This is a genomic window from Kitasatospora sp. NPDC093806, assembly GCF_040683335.1.
Taxonomy (GTDB): Bacteria; Actinomycetota; Actinomycetes; order Streptomycetales; family Streptomycetaceae; genus Kitasatospora.
Genome location: NZ_JBFBDO010000023.1, coordinates 11,736 through 38,281 on the forward strand (window position 1 = coordinate 11,736; position 26,546 = coordinate 38,281).

At 74.6% G+C, this 26,546-nt stretch carries 26 protein-coding genes; 20 read left to right on the forward strand and 6 right to left on the reverse strand.

Going from position 1 to position 26,546, the window contains the following annotated elements:
• Positions 1-390 precede the first annotated feature (390 nt).
• From AB0N76_RS14425 to AB0N76_RS14445, 5 genes are all read left to right on the forward strand, one after another.
• Positions 391-1,194, forward strand: coding sequence for a sugar phosphate isomerase/epimerase (locus AB0N76_RS14425; protein ID WP_363556958.1), 804 nt, complete (start codon positions 391-393; stop codon positions 1,192-1,194).
• A 32-nt stretch (positions 1,195-1,226) separates the two neighbouring features.
• Positions 1,227-2,039, forward strand: a complete 813-nt coding sequence (locus AB0N76_RS14430; protein ID WP_363556816.1) for a methyltransferase domain-containing protein — start codon at positions 1,227-1,229, stop codon at positions 2,037-2,039.
• A gap of 108 nt (positions 2,040-2,147) precedes the next feature.
• Positions 2,148-2,918, forward strand: coding sequence for a methyltransferase domain-containing protein (locus tag AB0N76_RS14435; protein ID WP_363556818.1), 771 nt, complete (start codon positions 2,148-2,150; stop codon positions 2,916-2,918).
• A gap of 170 nt (positions 2,919-3,088) precedes the next feature.
• Positions 3,089-4,933, forward strand: coding sequence for a dihydroxy-acid dehydratase (gene ilvD, locus AB0N76_RS14440; protein WP_363556820.1), 1,845 nt, complete (start codon positions 3,089-3,091; stop codon positions 4,931-4,933).
• Between the two features lie 83 nt (positions 4,934-5,016).
• Positions 5,017-5,550 carry a hypothetical protein gene (locus AB0N76_RS14445; protein ID WP_363556822.1) on the forward strand — a complete coding sequence of 178 codons (534 nt, stop codon included), beginning with the start codon at positions 5,017-5,019 and terminating at the stop codon, positions 5,548-5,550.
• A gap of 28 nt (positions 5,551-5,578) precedes the next feature.
• Here AB0N76_RS14445 and AB0N76_RS14450 read toward each other — a convergent pair whose 3' ends face one another.
• Positions 5,579-6,952: a hypothetical protein gene (locus AB0N76_RS14450; RefSeq protein ID WP_363556823.1), complete on the reverse strand. Its 1,374-nt coding sequence runs from the start codon at positions 6,950-6,952 to the stop codon at positions 5,579-5,581.
• A gap of 113 nt (positions 6,953-7,065) precedes the next feature.
• On the reverse strand, positions 7,066-7,515 hold the full coding sequence (locus AB0N76_RS14455) for a hypothetical protein (RefSeq protein WP_363556825.1): 450 nt from the start codon (positions 7,513-7,515) through the stop codon (positions 7,066-7,068).
• A gap of 208 nt (positions 7,516-7,723) precedes the next feature.
• Here AB0N76_RS14455 and proC point away from each other — a divergent pair, with 208 nt between their 5' ends.
• The 3 genes from proC (at position 7,724) to AB0N76_RS14470 (ending at position 10,591) form a co-directional block, all read left to right on the forward strand.
• Positions 7,724-8,551, forward strand: coding sequence for a pyrroline-5-carboxylate reductase (proC, locus tag AB0N76_RS14460; protein ID WP_363556827.1), 828 nt, complete (start codon positions 7,724-7,726; stop codon positions 8,549-8,551).
• A gap of 31 nt (positions 8,552-8,582) precedes the next feature.
• On the forward strand, positions 8,583-9,236 hold the full coding sequence (locus AB0N76_RS14465; protein WP_363556829.1) for an HAD family hydrolase: 654 nt from the start codon (positions 8,583-8,585) through the stop codon (positions 9,234-9,236).
• 149 nt (positions 9,237-9,385) lie between these two features.
• On the forward strand, positions 9,386-10,591 hold the full coding sequence (locus tag AB0N76_RS14470) for an MFS transporter (protein WP_363556831.1): 1,206 nt from the start codon (positions 9,386-9,388) through the stop codon (positions 10,589-10,591).
• On the opposite strand, the gene AB0N76_RS14475 is transcribed toward AB0N76_RS14470, so the two are convergent.
• Positions 10,588-11,076: a MarR family transcriptional regulator gene (locus AB0N76_RS14475; protein WP_363556833.1), complete on the reverse strand. Its 489-nt coding sequence runs from the start codon at positions 11,074-11,076 to the stop codon at positions 10,588-10,590. The two genes, AB0N76_RS14470 and AB0N76_RS14475, sit on opposite strands and share 4 nt — an antisense overlap.
• Before the next feature lie 104 nt (positions 11,077-11,180).
• On the opposite strand from AB0N76_RS14475, the gene AB0N76_RS14480 reads away from it, so the two are divergent.
• The 6 genes from AB0N76_RS14480 (at position 11,181) to AB0N76_RS14505 (ending at position 15,898) form a co-directional block, all read left to right on the forward strand.
• Positions 11,181-11,555 (forward strand): HGxxPAAW family protein, encoded by a 375-nt coding sequence (locus tag AB0N76_RS14480; protein WP_363556835.1) that lies wholly within the window; start codon positions 11,181-11,183, stop codon positions 11,553-11,555.
• Positions 11,556-11,642: 87 nt separating this feature from the next.
• Positions 11,643-12,839 carry an acetoin utilization protein AcuC gene (locus AB0N76_RS14485; RefSeq protein ID WP_363556837.1) on the forward strand — a complete coding sequence of 399 codons (1,197 nt, stop codon included), beginning with the start codon at positions 11,643-11,645 and terminating at the stop codon, positions 12,837-12,839.
• 260 nt (positions 12,840-13,099) lie between these two features.
• Complete coding sequence (locus AB0N76_RS14490) at positions 13,100-13,309, forward strand: helix-turn-helix domain-containing protein (protein WP_045937940.1); 210 nt, start codon at positions 13,100-13,102, stop codon at positions 13,307-13,309.
• 188 nt (positions 13,310-13,497) lie between these two features.
• Positions 13,498-13,596 carry an AURKAIP1/COX24 domain-containing protein gene (locus AB0N76_RS14495; protein ID WP_003948845.1) on the forward strand — a complete coding sequence of 33 codons (99 nt, stop codon included), beginning with the start codon at positions 13,498-13,500 and terminating at the stop codon, positions 13,594-13,596.
• Between the two features lie 151 nt (positions 13,597-13,747).
• Positions 13,748-14,881, forward strand: coding sequence for an NAD-dependent epimerase/dehydratase family protein (locus tag AB0N76_RS14500; protein ID WP_363556839.1), 1,134 nt, complete (start codon positions 13,748-13,750; stop codon positions 14,879-14,881).
• Positions 14,882-14,887: 6 nt separating this feature from the next.
• Positions 14,888-15,898, forward strand: coding sequence for a lysophospholipid acyltransferase family protein (locus tag AB0N76_RS14505; RefSeq protein WP_363556841.1), 1,011 nt, complete (start codon positions 14,888-14,890; stop codon positions 15,896-15,898).
• 117 nt (positions 15,899-16,015) lie between these two features.
• Here AB0N76_RS14505 and AB0N76_RS14510 read toward each other — a convergent pair whose 3' ends face one another.
• The 3 genes from AB0N76_RS14510 to AB0N76_RS14520 all read right to left on the reverse strand — a co-directional run bounded on the left by AB0N76_RS14510 (position 16,016) and on the right by AB0N76_RS14520 (position 19,988).
• Positions 16,016-17,365 carry a DUF5667 domain-containing protein gene (locus AB0N76_RS14510; RefSeq protein WP_363556843.1) on the reverse strand — a complete coding sequence of 450 codons (1,350 nt, stop codon included), beginning with the start codon at positions 17,363-17,365 and terminating at the stop codon, positions 16,016-16,018.
• A gap of 280 nt (positions 17,366-17,645) precedes the next feature.
• A complete protein-coding gene (locus tag AB0N76_RS14515; RefSeq protein WP_363556845.1) occupies positions 17,646-18,446 on the reverse strand; it encodes an ECF subfamily RNA polymerase sigma factor, BldN family in 801 nt (266 codons plus the stop codon).
• A 570-nt stretch (positions 18,447-19,016) separates the two neighbouring features.
• The gene (locus AB0N76_RS14520; RefSeq protein WP_363556847.1) at positions 19,017-19,988 is read right to left on the reverse strand and encodes an HAD-IB family hydrolase; all 972 of its coding nucleotides are present in this window, start codon (positions 19,986-19,988) and stop codon (positions 19,017-19,019) included.
• Positions 19,989-20,096: 108 nt separating this feature from the next.
• On the opposite strand from AB0N76_RS14520, the gene AB0N76_RS14525 reads away from it, so the two are divergent.
• The 6 genes from AB0N76_RS14525 to AB0N76_RS14550 all read left to right on the forward strand — a co-directional run bounded on the left by AB0N76_RS14525 (position 20,097) and on the right by AB0N76_RS14550 (position 26,488).
• Positions 20,097-20,381, forward strand: a complete 285-nt coding sequence (locus AB0N76_RS14525) for a glutaredoxin family protein (RefSeq protein WP_363556849.1) — start codon at positions 20,097-20,099, stop codon at positions 20,379-20,381.
• Between the two features lie 220 nt (positions 20,382-20,601).
• Positions 20,602-21,399, forward strand: coding sequence for a 3'-5' exonuclease (locus AB0N76_RS14530; RefSeq protein ID WP_363556851.1), 798 nt, complete (start codon positions 20,602-20,604; stop codon positions 21,397-21,399).
• 101 nt (positions 21,400-21,500) lie between these two features.
• Positions 21,501-22,400: a redox-sensing transcriptional repressor Rex gene (locus AB0N76_RS14535; protein WP_363556853.1), complete on the forward strand. Its 900-nt coding sequence runs from the start codon at positions 21,501-21,503 to the stop codon at positions 22,398-22,400.
• 31 nt (positions 22,401-22,431) lie between these two features.
• Positions 22,432-23,769, forward strand: coding sequence for a glutamyl-tRNA reductase (locus tag AB0N76_RS14540; RefSeq protein ID WP_363556855.1), 1,338 nt, complete (start codon positions 22,432-22,434; stop codon positions 23,767-23,769).
• A gap of 38 nt (positions 23,770-23,807) precedes the next feature.
• Positions 23,808-24,821, forward strand: coding sequence for a hydroxymethylbilane synthase (gene hemC / locus AB0N76_RS14545; protein ID WP_363556857.1), 1,014 nt, complete (start codon positions 23,808-23,810; stop codon positions 24,819-24,821).
• The gene (locus AB0N76_RS14550; RefSeq protein ID WP_363556859.1) at positions 24,818-26,488 is read left to right on the forward strand and encodes a bifunctional uroporphyrinogen-III C-methyltransferase/uroporphyrinogen-III synthase; all 1,671 of its coding nucleotides are present in this window, start codon (positions 24,818-24,820) and stop codon (positions 26,486-26,488) included. Before hemC ends, AB0N76_RS14550 begins: the two co-directional genes overlap by 4 nt.
• Positions 26,489-26,546: the final 58 nt, after the last annotated feature.

The window sequence follows — 26,546 nt, forward strand, 5'->3', positions numbered from 1 at the left end:
CGCGCGGCGAAGGAGGCCGCGGGCGGCGTCGCCGAGAAGGCGGCCCGCAAGGCCGCGACCAAGGCGATCGAAGCGACCAAGGCCGGCAAGGCCACCAAGGCCGGCAAGGCCACCAAGGCCGGCAAGGCGACCAAGGCCGCCGCCAAGGCCGCGAAGACCACCGGAACAGCCACCGGAACGCCCACCGCTACGCCCGCCAAGACGACCGCGAAAGCGTCCCGCAAAGCCCCCACCGCAGAGCCGCCCCAGCCCACCCGCACCGCCCGCGCGGCCGGCGCCGCCAAGGCCGCCGTCCAGTCGGTGAAGTCCGTCAAGGCCGCCCGCCAGGCCGCCGCCCGCCCCCCGCTGCTGCGCACCACCGACCGCCTGGTGCTGCCCCCGCACCCGACCCTGCACATCCCGGACACCAAGGTGGCCCTGTCCACCGCCTCGGTCTACCCGGCGAACACCGCGATCGCCTTCGAGCTCGCCGCCAGGCTCGGCTACGACGGCGTCGAGGTGATGGTCTGGAACGACCCGGTCAGCCAGGACATCGAGGCGCTGCGCCGCCTCTCCGACGCCCACGGCGTCCCGATCCTCGCCGTGCACGCGCCGTGCCTGCTGATCACCCAGCGGGTCTGGACGACCGACCCGTGGACCAAGCTGGTCCGGGCCCGGGCGGCGGCCGAGAAGCTCGGCGCGAGCGCGGTGGTCGTCCACCCGCCGTTCCGCTGGCAGCGGCAGTACGCGCGCGAGTTCGTCGAGGGCGTCCACCGGATGGCGGGGGAGACGGACGTCCGGTTCGCGGTCGAGAACATGTACCCGTGGCGGTACAAGGACCGGGAGATGCTGGCGTACGCGCCGGGCTGGGACGTCACCGAGGAGGAGTACCGGCACTTCACCATCGACCTGTCGCACGTCGCCACCTCGCGGGTGGACGCGTTCGAGATGGTCGAGCGGATGGGGGACCGGCTCGCCCACATCCACCTGGCGGACGGCTCGGGCTCCGGCAAGGACGAGCACCTGATCCCGGGCCGGGGCAAGCAGCCCTGCGCCGAGCTGCTGGAGCACCTCGCCCGGACCGGGTTCGACGGCCACGTGGTGCTGGAGGTCAACACCCGCCGGTCGGCGTCGCCCGCCGAACGCGAGGCCGATCTGGCCGAGGCACTGGCCTTTACCCGCTTGCACCTCGCCACCCCCGCCCGCGTACGCTGACGGCACACGAACTGCCGTACTCAGGGGGAGACATGGCGAACGGAACCGACAGCACGGACAGCAGCACGAACAGCAGCACGGACAACCCGGACCTCAAGCACCTGGCGCTGTCCTTCGGCTCGGTGGCGGCGGAGTACGACCGGGCGCGGCCGTCGTACCCGGACGCGCTGTTCGACGAGCTGGAGCGGCTGGCGGGGCGCGCTCTCAAGGGCGCCCGGGTGCTGGACGTCGGGGCGGGGACGGGGATCGCGACCCGGCTGCTGGCCGGGCGCGGCGCGGACGTGGTCGCCGTCGAGCCGAGCGACGGGATGGGGGCGCAGTTCCTGGCGAGCAGCCGGGGCCTGCCGCTGGTCCGGGGCACCGGCGACGAGCTGCCGTTCCACGACGACTCGGCCGACCTCATCACCTACGCCCAGGCCTTCCACTGGACCAGGCCCGAGCTCTCGATCCCGGAGGCGGTCCGCGTCCTGCGGCCCGGCGGGTCCATCGCCGTCTGGTGGAACGTCAAGGACGAGACCGTCCCGTGGGTCCGCGCCCTGGACGGGCGGATGGCCGCGCGGCTGTCCGACCGGTACCACGGGTACGGCCGGATCGACGAGCACACCAGTCACTTCGCCCCGGCCGGTCTGGAGGCCGCCTCCGCCGTGCTGCGCTGGGAGCGGCAGATCACCGTCGACGACCTGCTCGCGGACCTCAGCTCCCGCTCCTACCTGGCCTCGCTCGACCCCGCGCGCCGCGCCGCCGTGCTCGCCGACGAGCGGGTCGCGCTGCTCGCCGAGTTCCCCGACGGCCGGCTGACCGAGCCCTACGTGCTGAGGCTCACCGTGGCCCGCACCCCGGCCTGACCCGGGCCGTCGCGCGCACCACGCACGGAGCACAGAGCTCGAAGCACAGAGCCCGAAGCACACAGCACGCAGCACGTAGCACAGAGCCTGAAGCACAGAGGGGGAGACATGGCAGGAGACCAGGAGTTCCGCGACCTCGCCGGGCACTTCGGCGCGGTGGCGGCGGAGTACGAGCGGGCACGGCCGTCGTACCCGGACGCGCTGTTCGACGAGCTGGAGCGCCTCGCGGGCCGCCGCCTCGCGGGCGCCCGGGTGCTGGACGTCGGGGCGGGGACGGGGATCGCGACCCGGCTGCTGGCCGGGCGCGGCGCGGACGTGGTCGCCGTCGAGCCGAGCGACGGCATGGGGGCGCAGTTCCTCGCCGCGAGCCCCGGCCTGCCGCTGGTCCGGGGCAACGGCGACGAGCTGCCCTTCCACGACGACTCGGCCGACCTCATCACCTACGCCCAGGCGTACCACTGGACCAGGCCCGAGCGCTCCGCCCCGGAGGCGATCCGGGTCCTGCGGCCCGGCGGCGCCCTGGCCGCCTGGTGGAACGTCGCGGACCCGGAGGTGCCCTGGGTGCGGTCGGCCAACGAGCGGCTGTCCGAGCTGCTGCCCGAGGCGTACCGGCAGTTCGACGAGCTCAACAGCGTGGCCGAGCAGTGGGCGCCGTACGGGCTGGAGGTCGACACCGTGGTGCTGCGCTGGGAGCGCCGGGTCACCGTCGACCATGTGATCACCGACCTGTCCTCGCGCTCCTACGTCGCGGCCCTGGACGCCGACCGGCGCCGCGCCGTGCTGGAGGGCGAGCGGGAGGCGTTGCGCGCGGAGTTCCCGGACGGCTGGGTCACCGAGCCGTACCTGCTCGACCTGACCGTCGCGCGCACCCCGCGCTGAGCGCGGCCCGGCCCACCCGCGCAGACGCCCCGCCCCGCCCACCGGCCGACCGCATCGCGGACACGGCGTCCGCCGCCCGGACGGCGGGCGTAGGCTCGACAGACACAGTGTGGCTCCGCACCCTCCATCCGCGCGGGGCCGCCAGTCAGCCTCCGAAGGAGTGGAGCACAGTGCCCGAGCTGAGGTCCCGTACGGTCACCCACGGTCGCAACATGGCAGGCGCCCGGGCGCTTCTCCGGGCGGCCGGCGTAGCCCGCGAGGACTTCGGCAAGCCGATCATCGCGGTCGCCAACTCCTTCACCGAGTTCGTCCCCGGCCACACCCACCTCCAGCCGGTCGGCCGGATCGTCTCCGAGGCGATCAAGGAGGCGGGCGGCATCCCGCGCGAGTTCAACACGATCGCGGTGGACGACGGCATCGCGATGGGCCACGCCGGCATGCTCTACTCGCTGCCCTCGCGCGACCTGATCGCCGACTCGGTCGAGTACATGGTGAACGCGCACTGCGCCGACGCGCTGATCTGCATCTCCAACTGCGACAAGATCACCCCCGGCATGCTGATGGCCGCGCTGCGCCTGAACATCCCGACGGTGTTCGTCTCCGGCGGCCCGATGGAGGCCGGCAAGGCCACCCTGGTCGACGGCACGGTCCGCAAGCTGGACCTGGTCGACGCGATCTCCCAGGCGGTCAACGAGAACGTGTCCGACGAGGACATCGCGATCATCGAGGAGAACGCCTGCCCGACCTGCGGGTCCTGTTCGGGCATGTTCACCGCCAACTCGATGAACTGCCTCACCGAGGCGATCGGCCTGTCGCTGCCCGGCAACGGTTCCGTCCTCGCCACCCACACCGCCCGCCGCGCCCTCTACGAGAACGCCGGCCGGACGGTCGTCGAGATCACCAACCGCCACTACGGCCAGGACGACCCCTCCGTCCTGCCCCGGGCGATCGCCACCCGCGCCGCGTTCGAGAACGCGATGGCCCTCGACATCGCCATGGGCGGCTCCACCAACACCATCCTGCACCTGCTCGCCGCCGCCCAGGAGGCCGAGCTGGACTTCGACCTGCGGGCCATCGACGCGATCTCCCGCCGGGTGCCCTGCCTCTCCAAGGTCGCGCCCAACGGCTCGTACTACATGGAGGACGTGCACCGGGCCGGCGGCATCCCGGCGATCCTCGGCGAGCTCTACCGGGGCGGGCTGCTCAACGAGGACGTGCACACCGTCCACTCCGACTCGCTCGCCGAGTGGCTGAAGACCTGGGACGTCCGCGGCGGCTCGCCGTCCGCCGAGGCCGTCGAGCTGTGGCACGCGGCCCCGGGCTGCGTCCGCTCCGCCGAGGCGTTCTCGCAGTCCGAGCGCTGGGAGTCGCTGGACACCGACGCGGCCCGGGGCTGCATCCGCAGCGTCGAGCAGGCCTACTCGGTCGAGGGCGGCCTGGCCGTGCTGTACGGCAACCTCGCCGAGGACGGCTGCATCGTGAAGACCGCCGGTGTCGACGAGTCGATCTGGACGTTCAGCGGCCCGGCCGTCGTCGTCGAGTCGCAGGAGGACGCGGTCGAGGCGATCCTCACCAAGCGGATCAAGGAGGGCGACGTCGTCGTCATCCGCTACGAGGGGCCCAAGGGCGGGCCGGGCATGCAGGAGATGCTCTACCCGACGTCCTTCCTCAAGGGCCGGGGCCTGGGCAAGGCCTGCGCGCTGGTCACCGACGGCCGCTTCTCCGGCGGCACCTCGGGCCTGTCGATCGGGCACGCCTCCCCGGAGGCCGCGTCCGGCGGCACGATCGCGCTGGTCGAGGACGGCGACGTGATCGCCATCGACATCCCCGGCCGGACGATCTCGCTGGAGGTCCCCGCCGAGGTGCTGGACGAGCGCCGGCGGGCGCTGGAGGCCGGGGGCGGCTACCGGCCGAAGAACCGCGACCGCCAGGTCAGCCAGGCCCTGCGCGCCTACGCCGCGATGGCGACCTCCGCGGACAAGGGCGCCGTCCGGGACGTCAGCAAGCTCGGCTGACCCTCCCCGCATCGACGAGGAGCCGTCCCGGCCACCGGGACGGCTCCTCCGCGTCCACCGGCCACCGGGTGATAATCGGCCGTGTGACCGAGGAACCCACCCCCACCACCTCCCAGCCCGTCGGCGGCGCCCCCGAGCCGGAGCCGATCCGCTGGTTCGGCACCAGCTGGGTCGACCGCGGCGGCGACTACCGGCTGCGCCGCGTCCTGGTACCGGTCGGCGCCCTGCTCGCGGCCGCGGCCGGGGCCTTCGTGCTGCGGCTCGCCGTCGACGGCATCCGGGTGGCCGACAACGGGGGCTTCCTGAACACCCTGCTGGTCGCCGCCGTCGCGGTCTGCTCGCTGCTCGCCGCGCTCCGCACCTGGAAGCTGCTCACCGAGGGCAAGGACCGGCTGACCGGCTGGATGGCGGAGGACAAGTCGCTCGGCGTGGTCTGGGTGATCGGCGGCGTCGGCGCCCTGCTCGCCTACTTCGTCCGCAGCCTGCGCGAGGCGCCGGGCGAGGCGGTCCAGCGGGCCCGCTACGAGCAGGCGCTCGCTCAGCACGATCGCCGTCAGGCCAACCGCAGCGGCCGGCCCGGCACCAAGGCGCCGGGCCGGACCAAGCGCAGGCGCTGAACCCCGGACGGGGGCCGGCCGCCGTCGGTCAGCTGCGGCTGACGGTGCCGCAGACGCCGTCCTCGCGGAGCTCCCGGCTGCGGTCGTACGGGTCCTCGGTCGGGCCGGACCGGTTCGGGTCCGGGGCCTCGACGACGGCGAACTGGTCGAACTGCGGGTGGTAGTAGCCGTCGGTGGCGCCGCACTCGCTGTTGCCGGACTCCGACTGGCCCGACTCGAAGTAGATCTTCTTCGACTCGACCTCGAACTTCGCCGGGTCGTGGAAGCGGAAGGTCTCGACCCGCCGCACGATGGTCCGGGCGGTCCAGGTGTCCCCGGCCACGTCCGCGACCGTCGTCACCGAGCCGGCCGGCGTCACCAGGCCGACCGGCTTCGCGGTGCCCGTGCCGCCACCCGTGCCGCCGCCCGTACCGCCGGGCTGCTGCGGCGGGGCGGACTTCTTCGGCGCGGCGGCCCGCTTGGCGGCGTCCGGTCCGGGCCGCAGCGCGTACACGTAGGTGAAGTCGGTGTGCACCAGCAGCCCGCGCTTGCCGTCGCCCTCGAAGCTGATCGAGCCCTGCGTCTTCACCGTCTCGGTGACGGGGATCGCGTCCCGCCCGTCGAAGCGGCTGAACCAGGCGGTCGGGTCGGACTCCGCCGTCGGCTTGGCGAGCGCCGCCTCGGCCTTCTCCCGGGAATCGGAGTTGAGCAGGGCGAGCCCCGCCTCCGGGCGGCCGCCGGCGATCACCTTCGGGTCCAGGTTGCTGGCCGCCAGGTAGTCCCGGACCAGCTGGAGCTTGGCGGCGACCTGGTCGGCGTTGAACACGCCGGTGGCGGCGGCCGGCGGCAGGACGTACGCCTCGGCGCCGTTCGGCCAGCCCTCGGCGGGGGAGCCGGCCCACGGGCGGTCGACGGTCGGCTGCTTGGGGTCGACGGCCGGCGGCGCGGCGGTCGGCCGGGCGGTCTCCGGGGCGACGGTCGGCGCCGGGCCGGGCGCGGCGGCCGTGTCGCCGGACCCGTAGTGCGTCTGGTACCAGGACCGCAGGCCGTCGACGTTGAGCGCGGCGAGCACCAGGGCGACGGCCAGTGCCACGAACAGCGGCGTGCGCCACTCGGGCCGACGGCGCGGCGCCGCGTTGCCCCACGGGTCGACGGGGCGCGGCTTGCGGCCGAATCGTTTCTTCGGCCGCGGGCCGTCGTTCACCGAGCGGCGGCCGCCCGGGTCGACCGGCGGGGTGTGCTGCCACTGGGCGGCGAGCATCCGGGTGCGGCCCGACTGCTCCTTGACGGCGGCACCCTTGACGAACTCCTCGTCGAGCACGAGGTCGGCGAACGGGTCTCTCCCGTCCTCCCCGGACGGGGTGGTCCCGCCCGGTTCCCGGCCCTCGGACGGGCGCGGTTCTGGGTCTTCGGCGATCGGCATCGCGCCAGTATGCCGACGGGGTGTGACGGGTGGTCGATCGGGGGCACACCGTCCGGTGAACGACCGCACGGTGTGCACGGATCAGCCCGAAATGTCCGCCCGCTGACCCCGGCTCAGCCCTTCTCGCGGGCCCGTTTCACCGAACCGACCACCCCCGCGACGGTCACCAGCAGGGCGGCCGGGAACAGCGAGACGAAGAAGGCCTCGAACAGGCCGGCGTCGCCCAGGAACAGCTGCGCCAGGGTGTTCAGCAACAGCAGTCCGCCACCCGCCGGCAGCGCCGCCTGCCACGGGTGCTCGTTCGCCCACTTGTGCAGCCGCCGGTCGCCGGTGTCCCGGCGCAGCCGGCCGCCGACCGTGCCGACCAGGAAGAAGAAGAACAGCGCGAAGCCGGCCGGACCGGCCAGCATGCCCAGTGACCAGTCCCCGTCGATCAGATCGATCACCAGGTCCGTCACCCCCACCACCGCACCGACCCCCGCGGCCGTCCGCCACGGGCCCAAGGTCGCCGCGGCGACGGCGACCTGCCGGTTCTCACGTCGGGACATCTCTCCGTGTGCCATGTCTCCACGGTGCGCCCGCGCCCATCCCCGGGCCATAGGGGAGAACCCGGGTTTTCGCCCAAGGCGCCCCCCTAGGGGTCCTCACCTCCCCGGCCCCGCGCGGGCCTTCCGCGGGCCTTCCGCAGAGTGGACGGTCCCGCCGCCGGCGGGCTGGTGGTGCGAGGATGGCCGCGGTGCCGGAACGCGGCACCGGAGGCAAGGAGCGGCCATGACCAGCAGCGCGGCGCGCGCACAGAAGATCGCCTTCCTCGGCACGGGCAAGATCGGAGAGGCCCTGCTCTCCGGCCTGCTGCGGGCCGGCAAGGACCCGGCGGACGTCCTGGTGACCGCCCGCCGTCCGGACCGGGCCGCCGAACTGGCCGCCCGCTACGGGGTCGGGGTGGTGGGCAACGCCGAGGCGGCCAAGCTCGCCGACACCCTGATCCTCGCGGTGAAGCCGCAGGACATGGGCGCCCTGCTGGACGAGCTGGCCCCGCACGTCGACCCGGACCGGCTGGTGATCTCGGCGGCGGCCGGCGTCCCCACCGCCTGGTTCGAGGAGCGGCTGGCGCCCGGCACCCCGGTGGTCCGGGTGATGCCGAACACGCCCGTGCTGGTGGACGAGGGGATGAGCGTCATCTCGGGCGGCTCGCACGCCACCGAGGCGCACCTGGAGCGGGCCGAGGAGATCTTCCGCTCGGTCGGCAAGGCGCTGCGGCTGCCGGAGTCCCAGCAGGACGCGGCGACCGCGCTCTCCGGCTCCGGCCCGGCCTACTTCTACTTCCTGGTCGAGGCGATGACCGACGCGGGCATCCTGCTCGGGCTGCCCCGGCAGGTGGCGCACGACCTGATCGTGCAGTCGGCGATCGGCGCCTCGGTCATGCTCCGGGACTCCGGCGAGCACCCGGTGAAGCTGCGCGAGGCGGTCACCTCGCCGGCCGGGACCACCATCGCGGCCATCCGGGAACTGGAGAACCACGGGGTGCGGGCCGCCCTGCTGGGCGCCCTGGAGGCGGCCCGGGACCGCTCCCGGGAGCTGGCCTCCGGCGGCAAGTGACCCGTGCCGCGGTCCCGGTAGGGTCGAACGCATGGCCTACGACCTGGTGATCTTCGATAACGACGGCGTCCTGGTGGACAGCGAGCCGCTCTCCAACCGGCTGCTCGCCGAGTACCTGACCGAGCTCGGCTACCCGACCACGATCGAGGACTCCTACCGGGACTTCATGGGCACCGCGGCCCACCGCGTCCACGACGTGATCGCCGAGCGGCACGACGGGGCGAGGCTCCCGGAGGGCTTCGACGAGCTGTTCCACGGCCGGGTCTTCGACGCCTTCGCCGCCGAACTCGCCGCCGTCCGGGGTGCGGAGGCGCTGCTGAAGGAGCTTCAGCGGCGCGCCGTGCCGTACTGCCTGGCCTCCTCGGCGCACCACTCCTGGATCCGCTCCGCGCTGGACGTCACCGGACTGCGCGGGCACTTCCCGGAGGAGCGGATCTTCAGCGCCCAGGACGTCGGCGTCGGCAAGCCTGCCCCCGACCTGTTCCTGCACGCGGCCCGCACCCTCGGCGTCGACCCGGCGGCCTGCCTGGTGCTGGAGGACAGCCCGAACGGGGTGCTCGCCGCCCGCGCCGCCGGGATGGACGTGTACGGCTACACCGCGCTGACCGACCCGGCGAAGCTGACCGCGGCGGGCGCCACCGGCCTGATCGCCGACCTCGCGGAGGTCCCCGCCCTGCTCGGCTAGGTCTCGGCCAGGCCCCGGCCAGGGCTCGCTCCGGTCCCGGCCGGGGCCGGAACCGCCCGACCGGGTGTGTGCGCACCCCCTCCCGCGATCGCCCGGTACCGCCTACGCTCTCCGCCACCACCGCCGTACCGGCCAGTAGTGAGGTGCATGTGCGTACCGAGAGTGCCGCGATCACGCCCCGGCTGCGAGCCGGACGGGCCGCGCTGGCCGCGGCCTTCCTGCTCCAGGGCGTCACCTTCGCCCTGCTGGTGACCTGCATCCCGGAGCTCCAGGACCGGTACGGGCTGGGCGACGCGCTGCTGCCGCTGTTCCTGGCGGCGGTGCCGGTGCTGGCCGGGGTGGGCTCGATCGCCTCCGAGCGGCTGGTCCGGCGGACGGGCGCGCGGGCCGTGCTGCGGGTGGTCCAGCCGGCCGTCTGCGCCACCCTGGCGGCCGCCGGCCTCGGTGACGAGCTCTGGCAACTGGCCCTCGCACTGGGGGCGTTCGGACTGCTGGTCGGCGCGCTGGACGCCAGTATGAACATGCTCGGGGTCGGCCTGCAGCACCGCTACGGGCGCTCGGTGATGCTCGGCTTCCACGCCGGGTTCAGCCTCGGCGGCATCCTCGGCGCCGCCGTCGCGGGCCTCGGCGCGCACGCCGGGCTCGGCCTGCCGGTGCTGTTCGGGACGGCGGCCGGGGTGATCGCCCCGCTCGCCCTGCTGGCCGGCACCCGGTTCCCCGGGCCCGCCGAACTCGGTGACGCGGTCCGCGCGGCGGCCGAGGCGGCGGCCCGGTCGGTGCCGTGGCGTCCGCTGCTGCCGCTCTGCCTGGCGATGGCCTTCGCCTACATCGCCGACGCCTCGGTCTCCAACTACAGCGTCAAGTACCTGACCGACGGCCTGCACAGCCCCGAGGACCTCGCCAAGCTCTCCTACCTGGGCTACATGGTGGCGATGCTGCTGGGCCGGGCGCTCGGCGACCGCGCGGTGCAGCGCTGGGGCGCCGTCCCGGTGGTCCGTTCCGGCGCCGCGCTGGCCGCGCTCGGCTTCGCGCTGGCCGCGGCCGCGCCCGGTGCCTGGGCCGGGATCGGCGGGTTCACCGTGCTCGGCTTCGGGATCTGCGCGATCATCCCGCAGGTGTTCGCGGCCGGCGGGCGGCTCCTCCCGGCCGATTCGGACGCCGCCGTGGCCCGGCTCAACCTGTTCAACTACGTGGGTTTCCTGATCGGTTCGCCGCTGGTGGGCGCGCTGGCGGAGGCGAGCTCGTACCGCTGGGCGCTGCTCGCGCCGATGCTGCTGGTGCTCGCCGTCCTGCCGCTCGCCGACCGCTTCGCCCCGGCCCCGGCGGTCCTCGCCCCGGCCCGGGCGAACGCCTAACCCGGAGGGGTCTCCCGGATCTCCTCCAGCGACTCGTGCAGGACCGCCTTGGCGCGGGTGAACCAGTCGGCGATGACGGCGACCTCGTCCGGGGTGTAGTCGGCGAAGAGGCCGCCGATCCGCTGGTAGAACGGCCCGTACACCTCCAGGATCCGGGCCTGCGCGTCGGCGGCCAGGACCACCCGCACCCGTCGGCGGTCGCCGGGGTCGGCCTCGCGCCGGGCGTACCCGGCCTTCTCCAGCCGGTTGAGCACGCCGGTCACCGCGCCGGTGGTCAGCTGGGCGCGCTCGGCCAGGTCGCCGGCGGCCAGGGCCTCGCCGGCCAGCGCGGCCTCGATCACGAAGCCGAGGCAGGTGAGGTCGGTGACGTTCAGCCCGAGCCGCGACGCGATGTCCTGCTGGCCGAACTGCGCGAGCGCGATCATCCGGTCCATCGCGTAGAGCGCCTGCTCGGCCGTCGCCTGCGGGCGCGGCTTGCCCTCCACGGGAGATCTCCTTAGCATCTAAGTTACTTATCTCGTGAGATAAAACATCTGGGCGCGGGACACGGGCCCGCGCACCCACCCATCTCACCAAACGAGGAGGAGACATGGGCGCACACGGTGATCACGACATGGGCCACACCGTGGCCGGCTGGACCGGGACGGCCGTCACCACCCTGGGCTCCGCCGTCGCCGGCGCGGCCTTCGTGGCCGGCTCGGCCCCCGGCCTCTGGGCCGGCGGGGTGCTGGCCGCGCTCGGCGGGGTCGCCGCCTGGGTGCTCCACCTGGCCGGCTGGGGCAAGGCCACCGGTCCGCGCCCGCCCGGCGGGCGGCACTGGCGCACCCCGGACCCGGCCGGCCGCCGCGGCCACCCCGACTGCCTCGGCTGCCGGCTGGCCGGCCGCCGCCCCGGCCCGGCCCCCATGCCCACCCCTGCGGTCGCACCTTCCCCGGCGGTAGTCCCCGGGAATGCCCGGAACTGACCCCCGGCCGACCGGCGGCCTCCGTACCCCCGTCGTTCAAGCCCCCGTTGCCCGGCCGCACCGCCCCCACCCACTACGGTGGAGGCCATGCCCGAAGCCGAGCGTGACACCCCCTGCGGCCTGCACCTCTTCTGGGACGAGGCGGTCACCGCCTACGACTTCGGCCCAGGCCACCCGATGGACCCGGCCCGGCTGGCGCTCACCATGCGCCTGGTGGAGTCCCTCGGACTCGACGGCGGCCCGGGCGTCACCGTCCGGTCCGCCCCGCCCGCCGGCGAGTCCACCCTCCGCCTGGTGCACACCGCCGAGTACGTCGACGCGGTCAAGTACGCCGCCGCCCACCCCGAGCGGCAGGACCCGAGACACGGCCTCGGCACCGACGACAACTGGGCCTTCCCCGCCGTCCACTCCGCCTCCGCGCTGATCGCCGGCCAGTCGGTCGCGGCCGCCGAGGCGGTCTGGCGCGGCGAGGCCCCGCACGCCGTCAACTTCGCCGGCGGCCTGCACCACGCCATGCCCGACAAGGCCTCCGGCTTCTGCATCTACAACGACCCGGCGCTCGCCATCGCCCGGCTGCTCGAACTCGGCGCCGAGCGGGTCGCCTACGTCGACGTCGACGTCCACCACGGCGACGGCGTCCAGCAGGCGTTCTGGGACGACCCCCGGGTGCTCACCGTCTCCCTGCACGAGCACCCCGCCACGCTCTTCCCGCAGACCGGCTGGGCCACCGAGACCGGCGGCCCCGGCGCCCCCGGCTCCGCCGCCAACCTCCCGCTGCCGGCCGGCACCGGCGACGCCGGCTGGCTGCGCGCCTTCCACGCCCTGGTGCCCGAGCTGCTCGCCGCCTTCCGCCCCCAGGTCCTGGTCACCCAGCACGGCGCCGACACCCATCTGGAGGACCCGCTCGCCCACCTCGCGGTCACCGTGGACGCCCAGCGGGCGATCGCCCAGGAGCTGCACGAGCTGGCCCACGAGCACGCCGACGGCCGCTGGATCGCCCTCGGCGGGGGCGGCTACGCCGTCGTCGACGTCGTCCCGCGGAGCTGGACCCACCTGGTCGCCACCGCCGCCGGCCGGCCGGTCGACCCGGCCACCGAGACCCCGGAGTCCTGGCGCGCCGAGGTCTACCGGCGCACCCGCCGCCCGGCGCCGCTGCGGATGACCGACGGCGCCCGGCCGGTCTGGCGCGACTTCGACGCGGGTTACGATCCGGCCGACCGCCTCGACCAGGCGATCCTGGCCACCCGCCGGGCCGTCCTGCCGCACCACGGGTTGATGCCCTGACCGGCCGCCCGACCGCTCCCGAACCGGGGCCCCCGGTTGTGGAGGACCGGTGCCCGAGGGCGCCGGGTGCGCACAGGCCCTAGTGCAGACCGCCGATCGGCTACGTACTGCAACGGGCTTATCCCTCACCGTACGAGGACTGCGCTTCTCCCTCTTCCCACTGGTACCACCCATAACTACTCTGGGGATACACGTGTGCCGGTGGAGTCACCGGAGGGGAAGCCGGTGCCTTGCACACGGGTAAGGGTCGGGTGATGGTCATGAGTTCCGGCGAACGCCCCTTGCAGGACGTCGTCTTCCTGACCGTGGCCGAGGTGGCCGCGGTCATGCGGGTCTCCAAGATGACGGTCTACCGGTTGGTGCACAGCGGCGAGCTGCCGGCCATCCGGGTCGGCCGCTCGTTCCGGGTGCCCCAGCAGGCAGTGCACGAGTACCTCAAGGAGTCCTACGTGCGGCTTGAGAGCGCGTAGGCAGGCCGGCCGGAGCGGGGCCCGTCACGACGGGCCCCGCTCCCGTTCGCCCCGGATTCGCCGCCCGTTCGCCGGCTCCGGGGGCCACGATTACGGCCCTGGGCGAGTGGACGGTAGGCTAGGCCCTCCGTCAGTCGTATGGACTCCGTCTCTCACGGGCGAGAGTCTCAGTGAGCGAGGGTTGTTCCGTGGGCTCTGTCATCAAGAAGCGTCGCAAGCGTATGGCCAAGAAGAAGCACCGCAAGCTTCTGAAGCGGACCCGCGTTCAGCGTCGCAACAAGAAGTAAGCGCCCTCGGTCGCGCCTTGCGCGCCAAGCGCTTCGCACCGCCCGTCCAAGCCCTCGCGGCCTGGGCGGGCGGTGTCGTTTCCCGGCCCGCCCGGGCGGCACGGTACGGTGCACGCAGGTCGCCGGGGCCGAGGAAGCGGGGTGCAGCGCGGTGGGAACGGTCGTGCTCGTCACCGGCGTGGCCCGGCACCTGGGCGCCCGCTTCGCCGCCGAGCTGCGCCGCCGGCCCGGCGTGGACCTGGTGGTCGGCGTGGACGTGCAGCCGCCGCGCCCGGCGCTGCGCGCGCTCGCGGAGCCGGACGGCCCCGCCGCGCCCTACCGCTTCCACCAGCTCGACCTGCGCCGTCCCGCCGTGGCCCGGGTGATCGCCGAGCACGGCGTCGACACCGTCGTCCACCTCGCGGTCAGCGCCACCGGACTGGGCTCCACCAACCGCTCCGCGGTCAAGGAGTCCAATGTGATCGGCACCATGCAGCTGCTGGGCGCCTGCCAGAAGGCGCCGGGGGTGCGCCGGCTGGTGGTGAAGTCGACCACCGGCGTGTACGGCTCGGCGCCGCGCGATCCGGCGGTGTTCACCGAGCGGACCCAGCCCAAGAACCTGCCGGGCGGCGGCTTCGCCAAGGACGCGGTCGAGGTGGAGGGCTACGTCCGCGGCTTCGCCCGCCGCCGTTCCGACGTCGCGGTGACGGTGCTGCGGTTCGCCAACATCGTCGGCCCGGGCGCCGACACCCCGCTCGGCGAGTACTTCGGGCTGCCGGTGCTGCCGACCGTGCTCGGCTACGACCCGCGGCTGCAGTTCGCGCACGAGGACGACGTGGTCGAGGTGCTCTGCCGGGCCGCGTTCCCGGCCGAGCCGGGCACCGTCAACACCGGCACCTTCAACGTGGCGGGGGAGGGTGTGCTGCTGCTCTCCCAGTGCGCCCGCCGACTGGGTCGGCCGACCCTGCCGCTGCTGCTGCCGGCGGTCAGCTGGATGGCCGGGCTGGCCCGGCAGACCCGGCTGCTGGACGTCTCGCCCGAGCAGCTGCGGCTGCTCACCCACGGCCGGGTGGTGGACACCGCGCGGCTGCGCGAGACCTTCGGCTACCGGCCGGCGTTCACCACCCCGGAGGCCTTCGCCGACTTCGCGGCCGCCCAGGCGCCGGGCCTGCTGCCGCCCGGGCGGCTGACCGCCGTCACCGACGGCCTGGCCGCGCTGCTCGGGCCGGAGGCCGGCCGCCGGGGTGCCCCGTCCGCCCCGTCCGATCCGGACACCCCCGCCCGACCGCACCGACCGAGGAGCTGAACCCGCATGAGTGCCGCCGCCGAGAACGCGCCGGGCGAGGCGAAGGTCATCCCGATCGAGTCCGCCCCCAGCTGGACCGAGCCGCCGGCCGCCCCGGCCCTGGCCGACCGGGTCGCCGACGCGGTCGGCGGCGCGCTGGCCGGGCGGCTCGGACCGGCCGCGACCCGGCTGTTCGGCAAGGGCTGGGAGGGCCGGGCCGCCGACGGGCTGGCCTTCCTGCGCCGCCGGATCACCGGCGACTACGAGGTGGACGAGTTCGGCTTCGACCGGGAGCTGACCGAGGAGGTGCTGCTCGGGCTGCTCCGGCCGCTGGCCGAGAAGTACTTCCGGGTGGAGGTGCGCGGGATCGGGAACATCCCGGCCGAGGGCGGCGCGCTGATCGTCGCCAACCACTCCGGGACGATCCCGCTGGACGCCCTGATGACCCAGGTGGCGATACACGACCACCACCCCCGGCAGCGCCACCTGCGGATGCTCGCCGCCGACCTGGTGTTCGTGCTGCCCGGCGTCAACGAGCTGGCCCGCAAGGCCGGGCACACGCTGGCCTGCAACGAGGACGCCCAGGCGCTGCTGGAGCGCGGCGAGCTGGTCGGGGTCTGGCCGGAGGGCTTCAAGGGGATCGGCAAGCCGTTCGCCGACCGGTACAAGCTGCAGCGGTTCGGCCGCGGCGGCTTCGTCTCCTCGGCGCTGCGGGCCCGGGTGCCGATCGTCCCCTGCTCGATCGTCGGGGCGGAGGAGACCTACCCGATGATCGGCAACTTCAAGACCCTGGCCCGGCTGCTCGGTCTGCCGTACGTGCCGGTCACGCCGACCTTCCCGTGGCTGGGGCCGCTCGGGGCGGTGCCGCTGCCGACCAAGTGGATCATCGAGTTCGGCGAGCCGATCCCGACCGACCGGCACCCGGTGGAGGCGGCGGACGACCCGATGCTGGTCTTCGACCTGGCCGACGAGGTGCGGGAGACCATCCAGCACACCCTCTACCAGCTGCTGGTGCAGCGGCGCTCGGTGTTCTTCTGACGGTCGCCGGCCCCCCGGCGGCCGCGGCCCCTCCAGTGATCGCGGGAATGGGCCCCGGCGGACGCATCGTCCGCCGGGGCCCATTCGCGTGCTCGACCCGCTCAGCCGCTCGACCGCTCAGCCGCCGAGGATCCGCAGCCCGGGCAGCAGGCCGGGGATCAGCGGCGGCACCTCGACCCCCTGCGGCTGGCTGCCGCCGGTGGTCGCGCTGGGCGCCTCGGAGGGCTGCGCCGGGGCCTGGTCCGGCGCCGGCGCCGGGGCGGCGTCCGCGCTGGGCGAGGGCTTGGACCCGGTGAGCCCGCTGGTGAGGTTGTCGACCAGCCCGCCGACCGGGGCCGGGACGACGTTGGGCTCGCTGCTCGGCTGCGGCGCGGCCGGGGCACCGGGCGCCGCAGGGGCGGCCGGCGCGGTCGCGGCCGGGGCCTGCGGGACGGCGCCCGCCTTGCCGCCGTTGGCGCCGGCGGCCGGTCCACCGCTGGAGCCGCCCTGGACGGGGGCGCCGGCGGGTGCCTGGTTGCCGCCCGCGGCCGGGGTGCCGACCTGTCCTGCGGAGCCCGCCCCGCCCTGGTTCGGCGTGCCGTCGCCCGCCCCGCCGCCGGCCGTCGCACCGCTCTTCGCGGGCGGCTCGGCCATGCGCAGGGGCGCGACGTCCTGGCTTATGTCGTCGAACAGCTGCTCCACCAGGTGGGCCTGCGGGGTCAGCTGGACGGGCAGCTTGGACTGGACCTCGGCCCAGGTGCCGTCCTCGTCCTGGGCGAAGCCGGCCAGCGCGCGCATCGGGTCGAGCGACCCGTTGTTGCGGTAGATGGCGCGCAGCAGGTCGCGGCCCTTGAGCGCGTCGGCGTGCATGTCGTCGAGGGCCTTGCGGACCTGGTCGACGGTGCCCGGGCTGAGCGAGCCGCCGGATCCGGTGCGGCCGATCAGCGACCGGGCCTCGCCGAGCCGGGTGGCCGCGTTGTCGAGGAGCAGTTCGCCGCGCTCGCTGTCGGATTCCGCGAGGTTGAGCCGGAGGCCCTCCAGGCCGCGCTTCATGCCGTACAGCGGGTCGCCGGGAAGGGCGTTGGCACTGGCGGCCGCGGCACCGGTGAGGCTGCCGACGGCGAGCCCCGCGACCAGTCCGCCGATCGCGAACCGGCGGCTCCACCGGCCGCGCGGCGCGGTGCGGATCGCCCGGTGGCGGCGCTGGCGGGGCACGGTGGCGCCCGGACCGCCGGCGAAGGCCTGCTCGAACGCGGCCATCAGCTGGGCGCGTTGGACCGTCCTGGCCTCGCGGTCGAGCTCCGGACCGGGCAGCGAGCCCAGCGCGCCGACCATGTCGATGAGTTCCGCCATCGCGGCCGAACCGGCTTGTCCGGCCGTGGTGTTGGCCGTTCCGCCGCCGTCGGTGGCGCGTTGCTCCGCCTGGTGGGCCTCCAGCGCCTCGGCGAAGGCCTTCGCCCGCCGGTGCTCCAGCACGTTTGCCGTCACGGGCCACACCTCCCTTCGTCGTTGTCGACACCCCGGCCTGCCGGACGGTTGCCCCGGCAAGCCAAAGCCACTCCATCGGGTGAGAGGTCGCAATTCGACTTGACCGTACGCCTGGTGGAGGCTTGCACGCTGGCCAACGAGTGGTGCGGGCGGTCGGTTACGCACGGCTGATCATCGGACCGACCGTTCACCCGGACGTGTCGGGCCGCCGTCGAGGGTGACGGCCCGCTTCCTATCTCCCCCGCCGCTTCCCCGGAGCCCTCCCCGGCCCGCCGCCGGCTCACCGCGCGTCGGGCGGGAGGAGGCGGGCCAGGGTGCGCACCGCGCGGTACTGGAGGGTCTTGATGGCACCCTCGTTCTTGCCCATGATCCGGGCCGTCTCGGCGACCGACAGGCCCTGCAGGAAGCGGAGCGTCACACACTCCTGCTGCTGCGGGTTGAGCCGGCGGACCGCCTCCAGCAGGGCGGCGTTGGAGAGCGACTCCAGCACCGAGTCCTCGGGGCTGCGCTCGCACTCGTTGGAGTCGAGCATCTCGCCGGTGGTGACCTCCAGCCGGAAGCGGCTGGACTTGAAGTGGTCGGCGACCAGGTTGCGGGCGATGGTCACCAGCCAGGCGCCGAAGTCCCGGCCCTGCCAGGTGAACGTGCCGATCCGGCGCAGCGCGCGCAGGAAGGTCTCGCTGGTGAGGTCCTCGGCGGTGGCCCGGCTGCCGACCCGGTAGTAGATGTAGCGGTAGACGGTGTCCGCGTAGTGGTCGTAGAGCCGGCCGAAGGCCTCGCTCTCGCCGGCCTGGGCGCGCTCGACCAGCTCCATGATCGGGTTGTGCTCGGTCTCGTAGCCGGGACCGGTGGTGGTGCGGGCGCGGCTGCGGCCGCCCGTGCCGGTGGTCCCGGTCCGGCCGCGCGAGCCGGTGCCGGCCGAGCCGGCGGCGGTGGTGCGCAGCAGCGGGCCGCCGCCCGGGTGGGGCTGGCCGGCGCCGAACGGGACTCCGGCGGGCACCAGTTGGGGCGTCGCGGCGAGCTGGCTGCGGAGCAGGGTGCGCAGCAGGTCCAGGCCGGTGGAGATCTGCCGGGGCGGCACCGGGCGGCCGCGGAGGCTGGTGCGGGAGCGCAGGGGCGCGGACGACGGGCGGGAGGGTGCAGGCGCGTCGTTCCGGACGGGTGGGTACACGGGACTCCCAGAGGCAGAACTGTGGACGGATCACCTCCGCCTGCGCGGAGAGCACGGCCGAACCGCCCGGTCGTGCTGGGTCGGGTGGGTGACGTGCATCCAGGAGAGAATAACGCTTTGTGCAATGACAGCTACACCGTGTGGTCGAAGTGGTCGTTTGGGATCCGCATTGGGTGCATAAACGGCCGACACTGACCGAACATGCCATCGATCGTCTGGCTCAACGTGACAGAAGCAGTGCGCCAGGTGACCAATTCGGCGGTGTCACGGGCGGTTTCCCAGTCTCGGGCCCGGATAACCCCTGACTTTCCCGGACTGGCGAACGATCAGAACCGGTCACCGGCAGGCGAGTTCGGTCCACTGCGGCGGATCCGCCTCCGCCGCGCCCGAGTTCGCCCGTACGAGCGGCCTCGTCAGCGCGCGAATTGACCGGACTCACCCCGGTGGGGCCCGGATCGGACGGTCGGGGGGCGCGGTGCGTCAGGCGCGGTGCCGGCGGTGCAGCGCGACCCCGGCCGCCGCCGCGCCCGCGGCCACCCCGAGCGCGGCCGCCGCCGGCAGTCCCACCCGGGCCGCCTTCCGCCCGGTCCGGAAGTCCCGGACCCGCCAGCCCTGCGCGCGGGCGTGCCGGCGCAGCGCGCCGTCCGGGTTCACCACGTACGGGTGGCCGACCAGCGAGAGCATCGGGATGTCGTTGGCCGAGTCGCTGTACGCGGCGCAGCGGTCCAGGTCCAGCCGCTCCCGGCGGGCCAGCGCGCGGACCGCCGCCGCCTTGGCCGGGCCGTGCAGCAGCTCGCCGACCAGCCGGCCGGTGTACGCGCCGTCGCGCGCCTCGGCGACGGTGCCGAGCGCGCCGGTCATGCCCAGCCGGGCCGCGATGATCCGGGCCACCTCCACCGGCGCGGCGGTGACCAGCCAGACCCGCTGCCCGGCGTCCAGGTGCATCTGGACCAGCGCGCGGGTGCCCGGCCACACCTTGTCGGCGATGACCTCCTCGAAGACCTCCTCGCAGAGGGCCTCCAGGTCGGCGGTCCGCTTGCCCGCGACCAGGCCGAGCGCGGTGTGCTGGGCGTCGGCCATGTGGTCCGGGTCCTCGGCGCCGTGCACCCGGAACCAGGCCTGCTGCCAGGCGAACCGGGCGATGTCGCGGCGGGTGAGGAAGCCGCGGCGGTAGAGGCCGACCCCGAGGTAGAAGATCGCCGCCCCGCGCAGGATGGTGTTGTCGCAGTCGAAGAAGGCGGCGGCGCGCGGGTCGTCCGGCTCGGGGGTGTGGTTCCCGGCGGGCGCCTTGGGGGTCCGGCCGCGCCTGGCGGGCGGCTCCTCCTCGGCGGCGGGCGGCTCGGGTGCGGCCCGCAGGGCGGCCTCCGCGGCTTCGGCGGCGGCCTCGCCCGCCAGGGCGGTCCGCGAGCTGGTGGAACGCCTTGCCTGGGTGAGCCTTCGGAGCACGGCCATGTCATCGAGCATAGCCAGCGACTCGCGGAGCAGCCGTGACGACGGCGTGCCCGCCGGGTGAACAGAGCGGCGCACTTCCTCCCCGTAAGGGCGGCGCACAATGGCGGGGTGAGCCCACTGCTGCGACGTGACAAGAACCGGGGTCCGAAGCCCGCCGAGCGGACCGTGACCCTGGTGGCCAAGCCCGGCTGCCACCTGTGCGACGACGCCCGGGAGGTGATCGTCCGGGTGACCGGCGAGCTGGGCGCGAGCTTCGAGGAGAAGGACATCACCCAGGACGAGGAGCTCTACCGGCGCTACTGGGAGCAGATTCCGGTCACCCTGATCGACGGCCGCCAGCACGACTTCTGGCGGGTGGACGAGAAGCGCCTCCGCACCGCCCTCGGCGCCTGACCCTCCCACCCCGGCCCCACCTCGCCGGAGGCGAGCCCGTCCCACCCCGGCCGCCCGCCACTCCCGGCCGGAGGCGCGCCGCCCCCCGCCATCCGGCGGGGGCGGTTCGCCGAATCGTTGTGAAGAATCCCCGCGCCCGGCTTGGGGCGCCCCCCGCGGATCGGCTTACGATCGAACTCGTTTGCGCCCATGGGGGGCTGAGCACGCGAGGAGTGCCGCCATGCTTCCCGGCCCGCCCCCAGGCACGCCCGCCGACCCGTCGGCCGGCCGCGGGGGCTTCGCCGTGGTGGACGTGGAGGCGACCGGCCGCAGCCCCTGGCGGCACCGGGTGGTCGAGGTGGCCGTGGTGCTGCTCGACGAGCGGCTCCGCCCGGAGGGCGAGTTCTGCACGCTGCTGGACCCGCTCGGCCCGGTCGGCCCGACCCATGTGCACCGGATAGCGCAGGAGGACGTCGAGGGCGCCCCGCGGTTCCGCGAGATCGCGCCGCGGCTGCTGGAGCTGCTGGCGGGCCGGGTGCTGGTCGGCCATCACGTCACCTGCGACCGCGCGTTCCTGGATCGCGAGTTCGCCCGGATCGGCGTGGCGCTGCCGCCGGTGCCGCTGCTGTGCACCATGCGGCTGGCCCGCGACCGCCTGCCGGAGGCCGGCGGCTTCGGCCTGGCGGCCTGCGTGGAGGCGGCCGGGCTGGGCTCGTTCGCGGCGCACACCGCGCTGGGCGACGCGCTGGCCACCGCCCGGTTGCTCCGGCACTGCCTGTCCGCGCCGTCCGACGGCCCGGACACCCCCGGCGCCCCCGGTGCCACGGGCCCCTCCGGCGAGTGGGCGGAGCCGTTGCGGGAGGCGGCCCGGCTGCCGTGGCCGCGGCTGGGGCGGGCGCGTTCGCGGCCGTCCGGCGAGCCCGTTCCGCTGGTGCCGCGGGGGGCGCCGAACCGCCTGCTGTACGGGCCCAGGACACCCCCCGCACCGCCCCCGGCGCCGGTCCGGAAAGCGAGCGGTGCTATGGGGTCTTCGGCGTGATGCGCATCACTGTGCGGGGACAAATCGGACACCATCTTTGTGCACACGTTCACAAACGCATAGCCTGGCTGCCAAAGCCCAGCTTCACCCACAGGAGCACCGTGGCAATCGGCCGATCACCACAGAGCAGTTCGCAGACGCCCGACCAGGGCGCCGCGCGCCGACCCTCGCGTGCCCGGGGAATCCCGGAGGCGACGGTCGCGCGCCTGCCCCTCTATCTGCGCGCGCTCACCGCGCTCTCCGAGCGCTCGGTGCCGACCGTCTCCTCCGAGGAACTCGCCGCCGCCGCCGGCGTGAACTCCGCCAAGCTGCGCAAGGACTTCTCCTACCTGGGTTCGTACGGCACCCGCGGGGTCGGTTACGACGTCGAGTACCTCGTCTACCAGATCTCCCGCGAGCTGGGCCTGACCCAGGACTGGCCGGTCGTCATCGTCGGCATCGGGAACCTCGGCCACGCCCTCGCCAACTACGGCGGCTTCGCCTCCCGCGGGTTCCGGGTCGCGGCCCTGCTGGACGCCGACCCGTCCGTGGTCGGCAGCACCGCGGCCGGCCTGCCGGTGCGCCACATGGACGAACTGGAGTCCATCGTGGAGAGCCAGCACGTCTCGATCGGCGTCATCACCACCCCGCCCGGCGCGGCCCAGCAGGTCTGCGACCGGCTGGTCGAGGCCGGTGTCACCAGCATCCTGAACTTCGCCCCGACCGTGCTGACCGTCCCGGACGGCGTGGACGTGCGCAAGGTGGACCTCTCCATCGAGCTGCAGATCCTCGCCTTCCACGAGCAGCGCAAGGCCGGCGACGAGCCGGACCGCACCGAGTCCGTGCTCGACCGCGCCCCCGGCCCGGTCCGCGCCGCCGCGGCCAAGCTGCGCCGCGCCGCCGGCGGCGGCACCGGCAAGCCCCGGACCGGCGCCGAGCCGGCGAAGGACGGCGACCCGGCGGCGAAGACCAAGCCCGGCAAGCCCGGCGAGGGCGATCTCTCCGCGGTGATGCCGGCATGAGCACCGAATTTCGTGGGACCAGGGGGCGGGCGTGAGTCTTCTCGTCGTAGGGCTGAGCCATCGCACGGCCCCGGTCGGCGTGCTGGAGCGGGCCGCGCTGACCGGTGAGGTGCCGACCCGGCTGCTGCACGACGCGGCCGCGTCCGCGACCGTCGCCGAGGCCGCGCTGCTGAACACCTGCAACCGGATCGAGCTGTACGCGGACGTGGACAAGTTCCACGCCGGCGTCGCCGAGCTGTCGCTGCTGCTCGCCCACCACAGCGGCGTGGACCTGGAGGAGCTGACCTCGCACCTCTACGTCCACTACGAGGACCGCGCCGTCCACCACCTGTTCTCGGTGGCCTGCGGCCTGGACTCGATGGTGGTCGGCGAGGGCCAGATCCTCGGTCAGCTGCGCGACTCGCTTGCCCGGGCCCAGGAGGAGCACACCGCCGGGCGCGGCCTGAACGAGCTGTTCCAGCAGGCGCTGCGGGTCGGCAAGCGGGCGCACAGCGAGACCGGCATCGACAAGGCCGGCCAGTCGCTGGTGACCTTCGGCCTGGAGCAGGTCGCGGCCGGCGCGGGCGCGATCGCGGGCAAGCGGGCGCTGGTGGTCGGCGCGGGCTCGATGAGCTCGCTGGCCGCCGCCACCCTGGTCCGCTCGGGCGTGACCGACCTGCTGATCGCCAACCGGACGCCGGAGCGCGCCGAGCGCCTGGTCGAGATCCTCGGCGGGGACGTCGCCCGCACGCTGGAGCTGGCCAAGGTGCCCGAGGCGCTGGGCGACGTCGACCTGGTGATCTCCTGCACCGGCGCGGCTGGCGTGGTGATCAAGGCCGAGGACGTCGCCGCCGCCGTGGCCTCCCGCACCGCGGCCGAGCCGCTCGCCTTCCTCGACCTGGCCATGCCGCGCGACGTCGACCACGCCGTGCACGAGCTGCCCGGCGCGCTCCTGGTCGACCTGGAGAGCCTGTCGCACGCGCACGCCGCCACCCCCGGCGCCGGTGACGTCGACGCCGTCTCCGGCATCGTCGCCGAGGAGGTCACCGCCTTCGGCGCCGCCCAGCGGGCCGCCCGGATCGCCCCGACCGTGGTGGCGCTGCGGGCGATGGCCTCCGAGGTGGTCGCCGCCGAGCTGGGCCGGCTGGACTCCCGGCTGCCCGGCCTGGACGAGCGCTCCCGCGCCGAGATCAGCCAGACCGTCCGCCGCGTGGTCGACAAGCTGCTGCACGCCCCCACCGTGCGGGTGAAGCAGCTTGCCGCGGAGCCCGGCGGCGCCTCCTACGCGGACGCGCTGCGCGAGCTGTTCGACCTCGACCCGGCGGCCGTGCACGCGGTCTCGGGCACCCCGATCGGCGCCCAGCAGCCTGCGGGCGGAGGCGCCAGATGACCCGTCCATCCCACGAGTACCACCGGGACGATCACCCCATGAATGGTCAACCGCTCACCGGCCAGGCTCCGGACGCGACCACGGCACCGCTGCGGCTCGGCACCCGGCGCAGCGCGCTCGCCATGGCCCAGTCGGGCATGGTCGCCCGCGAGGTGACCCGCCTCACCGGGCGCCCCGTCGAGCTGGTGGAGATCACCACCTACGGCGACACCTCCCGCGAGGCGCTGGCCCAGATCGGCGGCACCGGCGTGTTCGTCTCCGCGCTGCGCGACGCGCTGCTGGAGGACCGGATCGACTTCGCCGTCCACTCGCTGAAGGACCTGCCCACCGCCGCCCCCGAGGGTCTGGTGCTGGCCGCCGTCCCCGAGCGCGAGGACAGCCGCGACGCCCTGGTGGCGACCGAGGGCCTGGCCCTCGGCGAGCTGGTGGAGAAGCTGGCCGGAGCCGGTCGCCCGGCCCGGATCGGCACCGGGTCGCCGCGCCGGATGGCGCAGCTGAACGCCTGGGCCCGGGCCCGCGGCGCCCAGCTGGAGACGGTCGCGATCCGCGGCAACGTGGACACCCGGATCGGCTTCGTCACCTCCGGCGAGCTGGACGCGGTGGTGCTGGCCACCGCCGGCCTGAACCGGCTCGGCCGGGACGCCGAGATCACCGAGCACCTCGACCCCGAGCTGATGATCCCGGCCCCGGGCCAGGGTGCCCTGGCGGTCGAGTGCAAGGCCTCGGACGTCGCCCTGGCCGCCGCGCTGTCGGCCCTCGACCACGCCCCCACCCGGGTCGCGGTGGCCGCCGAGCGCGCCCTGCTGGCCGCCCTGGAGGCCGGCTGCTCCGCGCCGGTCGCGGGCCTGGCCACCTGGGGCCACCGATACGAACTGCGGCTGGAGGGCGTGGTCGGCACCGTCGACGGCGCCACCCTGCTGAAGATGTCCGCCAACGGTCCGATCGTCCTCGACGAGACCGCCGAGCAGCAGGCGGCGGCCCTCGGCCGCGCGCTGGCCGCCCGGCTGCTCGACGCGGGCGCGGCCGCCCTGATGGGGGAGCGAGCCCGATGAGCCCCACCGCCGCCACCGACAGCCCGTTCCCGGCCGACAGCCCGTTCGGGGGCGTGCTCCCCGCCGAGGGGCGCTGCACCTTCCTGGGCGCCGGTCCCGGTGACCCGGGTCTGCTGACCCTGCGCGCGGTCGAGGTGCTCGGCTCGGCCGACATCCTGGTCGCCGACCCGCTGACCGCCGCCGCCGTGCGCAGCCACTGTCCGTCCGGTGTGCAGGTGCACACCCCGGGCGCCGAGGGCCCGGACTTCGTGCTGGCCGAGCTGGTCGGCGAGGCCGTGCGGTCCGGCAAGCACGTGGTGCGCACCGTCGACGGCGACCCGGGCCTGGACGGCTGCGCCGCCGAGGAGATGCTCGGCTGTGCCGGCGCCGGGATCGCCTTCGAGGTGATCCCGGGGGTCGCCCAGTCGGTCGGCGTGCCGGCCTACGCGGGCGTGCCGCTGCGCGGCGCGGCCGGTACCGACGTCCGGTTCGTGGAGGGCGCGGCGCTGCTGGCCGGCTCCCCGGTGGACCTGGGCGCGCCGGAGACCACCCTGGTGGTCCGCACCACCCTGGGCCAGCTGCCGGCCACCGCCAACGCGCTGGTCTCCAACGGCCGCAAGCCGGACTCGGCGCTGAGCGCGACGCTCTCCGGCACCACGACCCGTCAGCGCACCTTCACCGCGACGCTGGCCACCATCGCGGCGGACCTGAAGACCGCCCGGGTGCTGCCCTCGCCGGTCTCCGCCCCGGTGGACCCGGCGACCCCGGTGATAGCCGTGGTCGGTGAGCAGGTCGCCCACCGGGCCTCGCACTCCTGGTTCGAGACCAAGCCGCTGTTCGGCTGGAACGTCCTGGTGCCGCGCACCAAGGAGCAGGCGCACGGCCTGTCCGAGCAGCTGCGCTCGTACGGCGCGGTGCCGCAGGAGGTGCCGACCATCGCGGTCGAGCCGCCGCGCACCCCGCAGCAGATGGAGCGGGCCATCAAGGGCCTGGTCACCGGCCGCTACGAGTGGATCGCCTTCACCTCGGTGAACGCGGTGCGCGCGGTCCGGGAGAAGTTCGAGGAGTACGGCCTGGACGCCCGGGCGTTCGCCGGGATCAAGGTCGCGGCGGTCGGCGAGACCACCGCGCAGGCGCTGGTGGACTTCGGCGTGAAGCCGGACCTGGTGCCCTCCGGCGAGCAGTCCGCGGCCGGGCTGCTGGAGGACTGGCCGCCGTACGACCCGGTGTTCGACCCGATCGACCGGGTGCTGCTGCCGCGCGCCGACATCGCCACCGAGACCCTGGTGGCCGGCCTGGTCGAGCTGGGCTGGGAGGTCGACGACGTGACGGCCTACCGGACCGTGCGCGCCTCGCCGCCGCCGGCCGAGACCCGGGAGGCGATCAAGGGCGGCGGTTTCGACGCGGTGCTGTTCACCTCGTCCTCGACCGTGCGGAACCTGGTCGGCATCGCGGGCAAGCCGCACAACGTGACGGTCATCGCCTGCATCGGCCCGGCCACCGCCAAGACCGCCGAGGAGCACGGCCTGCGGGTCGACGTGATGGCCCCGGCGCCGTCGGCGGCCGCACTGGCCCAGGCGCTGGCAGACTTCGGGGCCAAGCGCCGTGACGCCGCGACCGCCGCCGGCGAGCCGGTCTACCGGCCCAGCGAGCGCCGTCCCGGCTCGCGCCGCAAGGCCGCGCGCTGACCACCCGCCGGGGGCGGCCCACCCCGTCGCCCCCGGCACCCCGACACACCGTTCGGAG